Source organism: Polaromonas sp. P1_G4, assembly GCF_056405475.1.
The window spans coordinates 1-12,137 of record NZ_JBFUCA010000073.1; the positions used below are offsets into that span (position 1 = coordinate 1).

Here is a 12,137-nt window from a genome sequence, read left to right on the forward strand (position 1 = left end):
CTCAAAAGCCGCCTTGTTGTTGTCAACCTGCACACCGTTGAGCTCGATCGCGCGCATCAACGCGGCGTGCGACAGCGGCACCCGGCCTTTTTGCCAGGCAAAGCCGAGCATGAGCGGGTTGGTGTAGATCGAATCCCCCACCAGCTGCACCGCGACCTGCTCAGCATCAAAGCTACCGAGCAAGTCAGCGCCCACTGCGGAGGTCACGGCCGTCTCGCAATTGCCGCCAGGGAACTGCCAGGCGGGGTTGGTCACAAAGGCCGCTGTCGGCGTGCCGTGTGAATTCATGGCCACGTAGGTACGGCCCGGCTGCATGACGGTCAGCGTGTACTTGCTGGCCGCCACGATCGGATCGCAGCCGATCACCAGGTCCGCCTTGGCGGTGTCGACTTTGGTCGTGTAAATGGCTTCCGGCCGGTTGGCGATCTGAATATGGCTCCAGGTGGCGCCGCCTTTTTGCGCCAGGCCACCCGCATCCTGCGTGACCACACCCTTGCCCTCAATATGGGCTGCCATGCCCAGCAATTGGCCGATGGTGATGACACCGGTGCCGCCGACACCACCCACCACAATGCCCCAGGCGTTTTCCGCCACAGGCAGCACGGGCTCGGGAACTGCGAACAGGCTGCTGGGCGCGCCCTTCTTGTCTTTTTTGGGCTTCTTCAGCTGCCCGCCCTCGACGGTCACAAAGCTGGGGCAAAAGCCCTTCACGCAGGAGTAATCCTTGTTGCAGGTGTTCTGGTTGATGCGGCGCTTGCGGCCGAATTCGGTCTCCAGCGGCTCCACCGACAGGCAGTTGGATTGCACCGAACAATCGCCGCAGCCTTCGCACACCAGCTCGTTGATCACCACGCGCTTTTCAGGATCCACCAGGGTGCCGCGTTTACGGCGGCGGCGCTTTTCAGTCGCGCAGGTCTGGTCGTAAATGATCGCGGTCGTGCCCTTGATCTCGCGGAACTCGCGCTGGATGCGATCCAGCTCGTCGCGGTGGTGCACCGTCACACCGTCGAGCAGCGGCGCGCCGTCGTATTTCTGCGGCTCGTCGGTCACGATGACCAGCTTGGCCACGCCCTCGGCGCGCAGGCTTTGCATGATCTGCAGCACCGAATGGCCTTCAGGCCGTTCGCCGACTTGCTGGCCGCCCGTCATGGCGACCGCGTCGTTGTAGAGGATTTTGTAGGTGATGTTCACACCCGAGGCGATGGCCTGGCGGATCGCCAGCAGCCCGCTGTGAAAGTAGGTGCCGTCGCCCAGGTTGGCAAAAATGTGTTCGTCGGTCGTAAACGCCGCCTGGCCCACCCATGTCACGCCCTCGCCGCCCATCTGGGTGAAGGTGGAAGTGGAGCGGTCCATCCAGGTCGCCATGTAGTGGCAGCCGATACCGGCCACGGCGCGCGAGCCTTCGGGCACGCGGGTGCTGGTGTTGTGCGGGCAGCCGCTGCAAAACCAGGGTGCGCGCTCGCCGGTGTCGGCCTTGCCTGCGGTCAGGGCGCGCTCACGCCCTTCAATGATGGCCAGGCGCTCGTCCATGCGCGAGATGATGTCGGCGGGTACGCCCAGCTTCTTCAGGCGCTTGGCAATCGCCTTGGCGATGATGGCCGGCGTCAGGTCGGCCTTGGCGCGCAGCAGCCAGTTGTCGCTCGGGTTGGAACGGCCCCATTCGCCGCCCGACTGGTCGCCTTCGGGCTCGTCGAACTTGCCCAGCACATTGGGGCGCACATCGGCACGCCAGTTGTAGAGCTCTTCCTTGATCTGGTATTCGATGACCTGGCGTTTTTCCTCGACCACCAGAATCTCTTGCAGGCCTTCAGCGAAGTCGCGCGTGATGGTGGCCTCCAGCGGCCAGACCACGTTGACCTTGTGCAGGCGGATGCCCAACTGGTGGCAAGTGTCTTCGTCCAGGCCCAGGTCGGCCAGCGCCTGGCGCGTGTCGTTGAAGGCCTTGCCGCTGGCGATCAGGCCGAAGCGGTCTTTGGGGCCGGCGATGACGTTGTAGTTGAGCTTGTTGGCGCGGATGTACGCGAGCGCCGCATACCATTTGTAGTCCATCAGCCGGGCTTCCTGCTCCAGCGGAGCATCCGGCCAGCGGATGTGCAGTCCGCCAGGCGGCATCTCGAAATCTTCGGGGATGATGATCTTCACGCGATCGGGGTCGACCAGGATGGAGCTCGAAGACTCGACCACTTCCTGGATGGTTTTCATGCCCGACCAGACGCCGGAAAACCGGCTCATGGCAAACGCGTGCAAGCCCATGTCCAGGATGTCCTGCACATTGGACGGAAAGAACACCGGCAGGCCGCAGGCCTTGAAGATGTGGTCACTCTGGTGCGCGGCGGTGGAGCTCTTGGACACATGGTCATCGCCGGCGATGGCGATCACGCCGCCGTGTTTGGCCGTGCCGGCCATGTTGGCGTGTTTGAAAACGTCGGAGCAGCGGTCCACGCCCGRGCCCTTGCCGTACCAGATGCCGAATACGCCGTCGAATTTTTTGCTTTGCGGGTACAGGTCGAGTTGCTGGGTGCCCCAGACTGCCGTAGCGCCCAGTTCTTCATTGACGCCGGGCTGGAACACGATGTTTTGCGCAGCCAGGTGCTTTTTGGCAGCCCACAGGGCCTGGTCATAACCGCCCAGCGGCGAGCCGCGGTAGCCGCTGATAAAACCCGCCGTGTTCAGCCCCTCGATCGCATCGCGCGTGCGCTGCAGCATGGGCAGGCGAACCAGCGCCTGGACGCCGCTCATGAAGGCGCGGCCGTGGCCTAAAGAATATTTATCGTCAAGCGTGACGGTCTCTAGCGCTTTGCGGATGTGTTCAGGTAGGGGCGCGTTCATGTTCGTGGGTCTCCAGGACTGTTTGTTAGTACCGCTTTGTGGGCAGGCTGGCAGAAGGGCCACACCCGGATAGGGGGCGCCCTCTAGTTGCATGCAAAGTGTATGCCGCCAGCCGTGATATGTCTTTGCTTTGTTTGCCCAATTTAGGGCACTTCCAGAAAGAATCTTGCTGTAAAGTTGTGAATATGGAAACATTAGATAAGTTTGATATCGCCATCCTGAATGAGTTGCAACTCGACGCCCGGTTGACGAACACGGAACTCGCCTCCCGCGTGGGCCTGTCGGCCGCGCCCTGCTGGCGGCGCGTGCGGGCGCTGGAAGAAAGCGGCTTCATCACCGGCTACCGGGCCGAGATCAACCGTCACAAGTTCGGGCTGGGCGTGCTGGCTTTTGTCCGGCTGGACGCTGACCGCAACAGTGGCGACGCAACGCGCCAGCTGGAAGAGGCCATCAAGAAGCTGCCGGAGATCGTCTCTTGCCACTACATCAGCGGCACCGGCACCTTTGAGCTGCAGGTGGTGGCGCAAGACCTGGAAGCCTTCAGCAAGTTTGCGCTGCAAAACCTGATCAACCTGCCCAATGTGAAAGACTTGCACACCAGTTTTTCGCTGGGCGAAGTCAAAGCCAGCAGCGCGCTGCCGTTGGGGCATCTGACGCGAGCTACAGCCTAAAATTCAAGAAAATAGTGCTTGCAACCCTTTTCCGACGGGCGCAATCAGCTATTGATTTAATAGCATCAAGCTCTCCCACTGTGCACAATGGCCAGCGCATGAAACACCTGCAAGACAACGCTTCAAGGAGCCCCGCATGAAACCATTTTCCAGCCCCGCCTCTTTGGCCTTTATGCTTTTTATGGCTCTGGCGCCCGTCCTGCAAGCGCAACCCGCTATCAATTCAGGAGCAAATCCAGAGCCACTACCCATGCGCAACCTGCAGATCGAAGTGCGGCAGGCCGGCAGCAGCCTGCGCTCCCAGAGCGCCCTCGGCGCACAAGGCGGTGTTGTGCTGCAACCGGGCCGTTCGGGCCTCAATGCGCAGATCACAGCCCAGGACAGCCAGCGCAGCGATTCACGCGACCTGGTGCAGCGCGTGCTGGTGCTCAATGGCCGCAACGCCAACATCAACCTGGGCAACAGCCAGCCGCTGCGGCTGGTACAGGCGCGCCAGGCCGGCACCGTGTTCATCGAGGCCAACAGCGGCTTTTCAGCCAGGCCCACCTGGTACGGCGGCGACAGCGTGGAGCTGGAACTGGCCGCGGGGCAGGCCAGCCGCACAGGCTCGTCGCCGCAGGCTCCCCTGTCCTCATCGTCCACCAGCACCTCGCTAACCGTTCGCCTCGGGGAATGGGTCACCGTGGCCGAATCGGACGATGCGAGCGCCGGCAGCAGCAGCGGCATCGCCGACAGCCGGCAATCGACCCGTCGGGACGGCATGAGGGTAGAAGTCCGCCTCTCCGTGCGCTAGAAGAAGCCGCCCACAAATCGCGGTGAAACGATTGTGGCACGGCAGGTCCGCACAACAACGCAAAGAGGTTTTCCAGGGAATCAGTCGCGCACGCAGCGTGACGTCAGCGGCAGCAAGGAATAACGCAGCACCGCCTCACGGCCGCTGGCGCCCAGGCCAAACTCGGCGCGCATCCGCGGATTGCTGTACACCGTCTGCTGCGCACCCTGGCCGCCTGCGTCACGAAACAGCAGGTCCGAGCCGCCGGCGCTATCCAGCACGGCGGTGTCGTCCACAAATTTCACCTTGAAGTCAGCGCCGTGTTCGCAGCGGTACTGCGCGGTAGACGAAGGCCCGCCACCCGCCGCGCAGGCTGCCAGCACAAGCGCTCCGGTCACCCCCACCAAGGCCATCCCGGTTCGGGCCGACAGTTGTTTCATGGAATCTCCTTCAGGCTTGCCCAACGTTTCGAGCACTCACTTCGGCCAGAGCACCCAGAGCCGCAGCGGCTGGTTGACACGTGCCGCCAGCAGGCCGGCTTCGGGGCCGGTTCCGGCAAAGTAATCGGCCCTGACCGCACCCACGATGGCGCTGCCGGTGTCCTGCGCCAGCACCAGCTTCTGCAGGTTGGCCGCACCGCCACGGGACGCCAGCCACACCGGCGTGCCGTAGGGAATGCTTCCCGGGTCAACTGCAATGGAACGGCCCGGTGTCAGCGCCACGCCCTGCGCACCTTTGGGTCCAAAGGCGGTATCCAGTTCACTCAGCGGCTGCTCCTGGAAAAAAGTGTAGCGCGGGTTGCTCCAGAGCATTTGCTGCGCGCGCTGCGGATTTTTTGCAACCCATGCCTTGGTGGACTCCACCCAGGGCGCCGTCATGCGGCCTTCGCCCTGCTCCAGCAGCCACTGGGTCACGCTGCGAAACGGCTGCTCGTTCGAGCCGGCATAGGCCACACGCACGACACGCTGTGAGCCATCGGCTTCGGTGATGTTCAGGCGGCCCGAGCCTTGTATGTGCAGCGACATCGCCTCAACCGGGTCGGCCAGCCAGGCGATCTCGCGGCCGCGCAGCGCCGCTTTGGCTTCAGCAAGGGTGTCGATTTCCTGCCGGGAGAACCACGGTTTGCGGCTGCCCAGCGATGCGGGAGGACGGTACAGCGGCACCTCGTAACCCGCAACGGGCTGCCGGCTGGCCCTGAGCACAGGCTCGTAGTAACTGGTCAACAGCCCCTCGGTTACGCCTTGCAGGCTCTCCACCCGATAGGGCTGCAGCCGCCTGACCATCCAGTTGCGCTGCTCATCGGCAGACGCAATGCTAAGGCGCCGGATCTCGCCGCATAGCGGCGCAAAACCCGGGCCGGGACGCTCGCAGCTTTTGAGCCAGGCGTTCCAGGCCTCAAACAGCGCGTCTTCCTCGAAGCCGGGCAACTCGGCCCAGCGGACCGCGACCCAGCGGCTTTTCCCCTGCACCATGGGCGCAGGCAATGGGCCGGTATCGCCGGCGCGCACGCCCGGGGCTGTGGGCTCGCCCGCCGGGACGGTCGAAGGCGGCCGGGGCGGGCTTGCGCAGGAAGCAAGCAGCGCCGCCATGGCGATAATTGGGACAAGCCGCATGGAACGCATTGACGGCAGCACAGGCATCGAAGCCTCTTTTGAAATCCAAGGAAATGTCATGGCCCTACTTTTGCTCGAAGCCCTGGGGGCATTGCTGCTGCTGGTGTTCATTGTGTGGTGGACGATGTTTTCGGGCCGTAAAAATGGCGAATTGAAGGAATCGGTCCACTCAGAGATCCCGGCAGAGCCCGAAAAAAAATAAGCCCGGCACAGCGCTGCAATTACAGGTTACGCAGCAGGTTGGCCAGCTCCACCGCCGACTTGACACCCATTTTGTCAAAAACCCTGGCACGGTGGACCTCCACCGTGCGCACACTGATGTCAAGCTGGTCCGCCACCAGCTTGTTGGGCAACCCACCCACCACCAGCTTCATCACATCACGCTCACGGTCTGTCAGGCCGTCGAGACGGGCCTGCAGGCCCGTCGACTCGCTGTGCTGCGCCAGTGCCCCGGCAGAATGGTTCAGCGCCTGTTCAATGCGGTCTACCAATGCGTTGTCTGAAAAGGGTTTTTCGCAAAAATCAAAAGCGCCGCGCTTGACCGCGTCGACCGCCGTGGGAACGTCCGCATGGCCCGTCAAAAAGATCACCGGCAACGTGGGCAGCAAGCCGTAGGCAATCAGCTTCTCGAACATGGCCAGACCGCTCAGGCCCGCCATGCGTACATCCAGCAACACACATGAAGGCGACTTGACCGCGAATTGCTGGGATACGCGCGCATCAAACGCCTCTGCACTGTCGAAGGTTTCGCTCAGCAGGCGGCGCGAGCGCAGCAGCCAGGCCAGCGCGTCGCGCACGCTGGCATCGTCGTCGACGATATAAACCGTGGCATTTTGAATGGGTTCCATGCTGTGTCCTTCAGGCTGTATGCGCCCCTGCATCATGCGGCAGGGCCGCCGGCAAGGTGAAACTGAAAATCGTACCCCGCGGCTGGCCGGGCTCAAACCCCAGGAAGCCGCCGTGCTGCTCAATCACCGTGCGGCACAGGCTCAGGCCCAGCCCCATACCCTCTTCCTTGGTAGTGAAAAAAGGCGTGAAGAGCTGCTCGGCCACTTCACTGGAAATGCCTTCACCGCAATCCGTCACCGAAAATTCCACCCAGCGGCTCTGTGCGTTCGATGCGGCCGGACGGATACGCAGCGTCAGCACCTTTTCCCGCGGGGCCGCCTCCGCCGCCCCTCCTTCGTGGGCCGCAGCCTGCATGGCCTGCATGCCGTTGCGCGAGAGGTTGAGAAGCACTTGCTCAACCATGGTGCGGTCACACAGCACGGGCGTGCAGGTCTCGTCGACCTCGATCACCACGCGCACGCCGAGCTTGCGTGCCTGAAGGGTCACCAGCGGCATGATGGCGTCCAGCAGGGCGCGAGGCTGCACGGCTTCGCGCACCTGATCGCGCCGCCTCACAAAATCATGCACGCTCTTGATGACCTTTCCCGCGCGTTCGGCCTGCTCGGCAATGCGGCGCATGGCCAGCTGCAAATCTTCCGACAACGGTGCCATGGCTGAGCTGGCGTTCGCTGCCAGCGGCTTGTCATGGTCCATGCCATCCTGCAGCAGGTTGAGTGAGCCGGTGGCGTAGCTTGAAATGGCGGCCAGCGGCTGGTTGAGTTCGTGGCTGAGCAGCGAGGCCATCTCGCCAACCATCGCCAATCGTGCGGTGGCCTGCAGACGGTCCTGGCTGGCACGGGAAAGCTCTTCCACCCGTCGCTGTTCACTGACGTCCAGAATCGCACTCATCCAGCCGGTGTGCTTGCCCACGGCATTGATCAGCGGAGCTTCCATGATCAACACGGGGAACCGCGTGCCATCGCGCCGCATGAACACCGATTCGTGACCCTCCCTGGGCAGGCTGTTGCCCGCCAGCCGGATTTCCTGGCGCTGCTGATAAACGCCGGCCAGTTCGGGTGGCCAGTAGGGCGAGGGAAAGCTCTGGTTGAGCAGGTCCTTGGCGTCCACGCCAACCATCTTGCAAAACGCCGGATTCACGTAAGTGATGCGCCCGTGCAGGTCGCGCGCGCGCAGGCCGGTCAGCACGGAGTCCTCCATGGCCTTGCGGAAAGCCAGGGCCTCGCCGAGGTCATGCTCGACTTTCAGCCTGCGGCGCATATCCCTTGCGAGGAGGTACAACACGGCAAGCAGCGCCAGTGACATGGCGGTTACCAGTGCGGTGAGCACGTTGGGAAAAAGGGCCGGCGTGCCCAGCCGGCTTTCCATCCTGACCACCAGCGTATTGCCGGGCAGGTCCAGCAGCTGTTGCGCAATATAAATCCGGCTGCCGCGCGAAGGCACGCCTTGCAGGGCCAGGCGCGTGCCGTCCGCTTCGGTAAAAGACAGGCCGATGCCCCGTGCGAGCTGGCGGCCGACCAGTTCCCCCAGAATGTCCTGCAGCGAATAGGTGACCACGCTATACCCCGTGAGGCGCCCCGACACCGTGATGGGCAGGCACATGTCGAGCACCTCCAGACCCAGGCCATCGCGCTGCGGCATGAAATAACTGGTGGAGTAGGCCGCGCCGCTCAGGCGCCGGGCCGTGGTGCAGGTCAGGCCCACGTCGGTTTGCAAACTGCCCCGCCCGAGCCGCTCGAACACCGAAGTGCGATAGGGCGTCTCCACAAACCCGAGCACATCGAGCGCTTCGCTGCGCCATTCAAGCCGCATGATTTCACGGCGCTCGCGAAGCAGCTCGGCGGCGGACGAATGCCACGACTCCGGCGTGCGGTCGCTGGACTGAAGTGCCTGCAAGGTCTGGATATTGCGCGTCAGTCCCGAGCGGATGTCGGTCACGGCTTCCGCTGCGTCATGCTCCAGCCGGCTTTGCACCATGCTGGACTCGTACCGTCCCGCCAGCCACACCAGAATGCCCAGCAACGCCACCAGCAGCGCCACCAGCAGCGCCCACAGGGACCAGCGCTTGCTGGCGCGGCTGACGCCGTTGGCAAACGGAAACCTCACGCGGCCGGCCTCATAGGAAACGATGGTTCAATGCAGGCAAACGGCTTCGCACACCTTCCGTGTGAGTGCTGGAGATTTCACCCAGAACAACGCCTGCGCCTTCGGCCTGCTGGGCCAGCACCTCACCCCAGGGATCCACCAGCATGCTGTGGCCCCAGGTACGACGGCCGTTTTCATGCGTGCCGCCCTGCGCCGCCGCAATGACATAGGCCTGGTTTTCAATGGCGCGTGCACGCAGCAGCACTTCCCAATGCGCCTGCCCGGTGGTGTAGGTAAACGCGCTGGGCACCAGCAGCACATCGGCCTTCAACGCGCGGTAAAGCTCCGGGAAGCGCAGGTCATAACAAATGCTCATGCCGACAGCGTAGACATGGCCATCGCGGGAAACCAGATCAAACCCGACGGGCTGCGCGCCGGGCTCCAGCACACGCGTTTCGTCATAGTCTTCCTTTCCCTGCGCAAAGCGAAAAAGATGGATCTTGTCGTACCGCGCGATGCATTGGCCCGTCGGCGCATAGGCCAGCGAACAGTTGCGCGCGCGCGCCGGATCAGACGTGGCCATGGGCAGCGTGCCGCCCACGATCCACAAGCCGAGCTCACGCGCCGACCGGCTCAGGAAGTCCTGTATCAAGCCCGTTCCGACGCTCTCCTGGACTTTCAGCTTGTCGGTGTCCTTGAAGCCCATGATGCAGAAATATTCCGGCAGCACGGCCAGTTCGGCGCCCTGCGCCGCAGCCTGCTCAAGCAGGCTGCGGGCTGCGGCAAGGTTGTCCTGCACGCGCGTACCTGAGACCATCTGGATGGCAGCTATCTTCATGGTTAACGAACCTCCTGAACAGGCTCTGCTGCAGCCTGTGCCTTGCGATCCACCTTGATGATTTTCGGGTCAGACCAGGTTCCTTCAATGTGGAATTCCTGGGTCGCCGCCTGCATCAAAGGCCGGCGCAGGAACATCTGGGCAAGGAAGCTGCCCAGGCCGATGGCCGGATTGATGACTGTGGCGATCAGGGAAGCCGTACCGGCATTGATTTCCGGCACCACGACCGCCTTGATGTTCTGCGTCTCCTTGGCAATATCGGCACTACCCTCCATCAGCACGGCCGCATTCACGCCCTTCATCTGCAGGTTGTTGGTATAGGCGACGCCCTGGTTGATATTGATGTCGCCGCGGACAAAGTCAAAGGCAAAGCCTTCGGAAAAAACGTCCCGGAAATCCAGGGTCAGCCGCCTGGGCAAAGACTGCAGGCTCAGCACACCCAGCAGTTTTGTGATGCCCGGGTCAGCCTTGACAAACTGCCCCGACTCCACATTGACGTTGAACTGTCCGCTCATGCTGGGATAGTCCAGGCTGAGAGGTGACCCCATCCACGCGACCTGCCCCTCCAGTTTGCCCTTGCCACGGCGAATGACCTCACCCATGCCAAAGCGCTTGAGCAGCTCACCCGAATCGGCGATGTCCAGCTTGAAATTCATCACGGTGCGGCGGCGCTCGGCAGCCGCGCGCGCGGCACGCGGCGCATTTGTCGCAACGCTCTGGGCATTGATCGCCACCCAGTTGCCCGTTGCCGTCAGCACCGCCTCGGGAAGGATCACATTGAACTTGTTCAGGCGCCATTCGCGCACGCCCTCGCGGGCCGCGGCAGACGCTCCGCGGTTGACGGCGTCGATCTCGACCCGCCCCAGCTTTTTTCCGCGCAGCTCCAGGTCTTCCACCACGATGTCCAGGGCAGGGATGCTGGCGGGCTGCTCGTTCAGGATCGCTTCCACGTCACTGGCCGTACCTGGCGCCAGGCTCAAACGGGAAAGCCGCGCATAGACCCGCCCGGCCCCTATGCCGCCAGGCTGCCGGAATTCGACATATCCATTGAGCTCCGACGCGTCGATATTTGCACGCCATGTCAGGCCTTCACGGGAGCCTCCCACCACCACGTTGTTCAGCTTGCGCCCTTCAATCACCAGCTCCTTTGCGCGAATGGCCATGGAGGTCGGCAGATAAGTCAGGGACGCGTTCGCGGCGGCCCGGTTGGTCGCCGCAGTGGCAGCCACCGGCGGAGGTGTCTGGAGCGCGCTGCCGGAAGAAGAATCTGCCAGTATTTTTTGCCAGGCATCGAGGTCCACGTGGGCCAGGTTGATATTGGCCGCCACACCGGCTTCCTGCACGGGCACTGTCTCCCCCGGCTCCAGCCCGACGCCGATTCCGCCCCGCATCACACGAGGTTCGCTGCCGCTGACGTCGCGCACATACATGACGGACGCCACACGGCCAATGGTTACCGAAAGCTGGTCCTCCAGCTTTTGCCCCGGCCCCATGGAGGTCGGCACAAGCGAATTCTCAAACCGCAGCGGCAATGCCGCTTCTGCGGTCTTGCTCAGGGGCGCGGGCAGGTTGAGCGCCATGCCTTGCAGGCTRCTGGCGACAACCAGCTCAGGCACGCCACGGCGAAAACCCAACGAGGCGGTGTAAGCCGTGCTGCCCGTGGCATTTTGGGCCATGCGCGAAAGCGCGCCGAGCTCCCTGGCCTGACGCAACCCTTCAGCGGTGACAACGCCTTGCGCCTTGAATGCCACCAGGCTTTCCGGCTCTGCATTGCCGGGCGATCGCGCCTGCACCCGCGTGCCACCGTCAAAACGGACGTCGCCGCCAAGCAGCCGTGCCTGGGCGCCTGTCACGGTGAAACCGCGTTCGCTCACGGTCACAACGCCCTTGAGTTTTGTCAGCGCTGGGGTATCCAGGCCAAATTGCAGGTCATTGCCGGGCAGAGTGACGGTTCCTTCCACCCGGGATTTATCGATCGTGTGGATAGGCAAGTCCAGCCGGAACCGGTATTCGCCCGTTCCGGCCGCAACCGCCTTGGCCAGCACATGATTGGTCATGCCGGCAACCGGGGACTGGTTGACGAACCCCAGCGCATCAGCAAGCGGCCCCTTGAGGTGTGTGTTCACCTCGACAGTGGTGTCATGGGTCAGGTCAGGGATACGTGCATTACCCTTGACCAGCTGCAAACCCGGCAGGCCATTGACCTTGCCGGTGACGTCGTTGACCTCAAGTGCCGCATGGTTAAACACCAGTTCGCCGTTGAGTTCAGTCAAGGCCGGCCACCCCGCCGCTCCKGCCGGCTGTATGGATTTGGGCACATAGGCATAGTGCCCATTCCGCACCTTGGCGGTCACCCGGAAGTCCCCTTGCGCCGGGTTGGTGAAAGGCAATTGCGCCAGCGGTCCCTTGACCTTGAACTTCACGTCGCTGACCTGGCCTTGCACGACCGCGTCACGCACATAGTGGCGCACCCGGTCCGGCAA

General features: G+C 63.1%; 9 protein-coding genes. 2 read left to right on the top strand and 7 right to left on the bottom strand.

The window, feature by feature from the left end; genetic code table 11:
* Positions 1-2,829 (bottom strand): indolepyruvate ferredoxin oxidoreductase family protein (locus AC1D1X_RS05835; protein ID WP_477697960.1); only part of this gene is annotated, 2,829 nt, incomplete at its 3' end.
* 185 nt (positions 2,830-3,014) lie between these two features.
* Between AC1D1X_RS05835 and AC1D1X_RS05840 the strand changes: the two genes are divergently transcribed.
* Positions 3,015-3,500, top strand: coding sequence for an Lrp/AsnC family transcriptional regulator (locus AC1D1X_RS05840; protein WP_477697961.1), 486 nt, complete (start codon positions 3,015-3,017; stop codon positions 3,498-3,500).
* A gap of 136 nt (positions 3,501-3,636) precedes the next feature.
* The gene (locus tag AC1D1X_RS05845) at positions 3,637-4,293 is read left to right on the top strand and encodes a hypothetical protein (protein ID WP_477673467.1); all 657 of its coding nucleotides are present in this window, start codon (positions 3,637-3,639) and stop codon (positions 4,291-4,293) included.
* Between the two features lie 80 nt (positions 4,294-4,373).
* On the opposite strand, the gene AC1D1X_RS05850 is transcribed toward AC1D1X_RS05845, so the two are convergent.
* The 6 genes from AC1D1X_RS05850 to AC1D1X_RS05875 all read right to left on the bottom strand — a co-directional run.
* On the bottom strand, positions 4,374-4,712 hold the full coding sequence (locus AC1D1X_RS05850; RefSeq protein WP_477670621.1) for a hypothetical protein: 339 nt from the start codon (positions 4,710-4,712) through the stop codon (positions 4,374-4,376).
* A gap of 36 nt (positions 4,713-4,748) precedes the next feature.
* Positions 4,749-5,996: a murein transglycosylase A gene (mltA, locus tag AC1D1X_RS05855; protein ID WP_477670620.1), complete on the bottom strand. Its 1,248-nt coding sequence runs from the start codon at positions 5,994-5,996 to the stop codon at positions 4,749-4,751.
* A gap of 110 nt (positions 5,997-6,106) precedes the next feature.
* Complete coding sequence (locus AC1D1X_RS05860) at positions 6,107-6,733, bottom strand: response regulator transcription factor (RefSeq protein ID WP_457282424.1); 627 nt, start codon at positions 6,731-6,733, stop codon at positions 6,107-6,109.
* Positions 6,734-6,743: 10 nt separating this feature from the next.
* Positions 6,744-8,837 carry a two-component system sensor histidine kinase NtrB gene (locus AC1D1X_RS05865; protein WP_477670619.1) on the bottom strand — a complete coding sequence of 698 codons (2,094 nt, stop codon included), beginning with the start codon at positions 8,835-8,837 and terminating at the stop codon, positions 6,744-6,746.
* A 10-nt stretch (positions 8,838-8,847) separates the two neighbouring features.
* Complete coding sequence (locus tag AC1D1X_RS05870) at positions 8,848-9,654, bottom strand: carbon-nitrogen hydrolase family protein (protein WP_477670618.1); 807 nt, start codon at positions 9,652-9,654, stop codon at positions 8,848-8,850.
* 2 nt (positions 9,655-9,656) lie between these two features.
* The coding region (locus tag AC1D1X_RS05875) for a YhdP family phospholipid transporter (protein WP_477697962.1) at positions 9,657-12,137 on the bottom strand (2,481 nt) is incomplete at its 5' end.

Excerpts from the sequence above, each read along its gene's own strand:
- AC1D1X_RS05845 (WP_477673467.1), top strand. The coding sequence starts at position 3,637 with ATGAAACCATTTTCCAGCCCCGCCTCTTTGGCCTTTATGCTTTTTATG.
- AC1D1X_RS05860 (WP_457282424.1), bottom strand. The coding sequence starts at position 6,733 with ATGGAACCCATTCAAAATGCCACGGTTTATATCGTCGACGACGATGCC.
- mltA (WP_477670620.1), bottom strand. The coding sequence starts at position 5,996 with ATGAACACCAGCAGCAGCAATGCCCCCAGGGCTTCGAGCAAAAGTAGG.
- AC1D1X_RS05870 (WP_477670618.1), bottom strand. The coding sequence starts at position 9,654 with ATGAAGATAGCTGCCATCCAGATGGTCTCAGGTACGCGCGTGCAGGAC.
- AC1D1X_RS05850 (WP_477670621.1), bottom strand. The coding sequence starts at position 4,712 with ATGAAACAACTGTCGGCCCGAACCGGGATGGCCTTGGTGGGGGTGACC.
- AC1D1X_RS05840 (WP_477697961.1), top strand. The coding sequence starts at position 3,015 with ATGGAAACATTAGATAAGTTTGATATCGCCATCCTGAATGAGTTGCAA.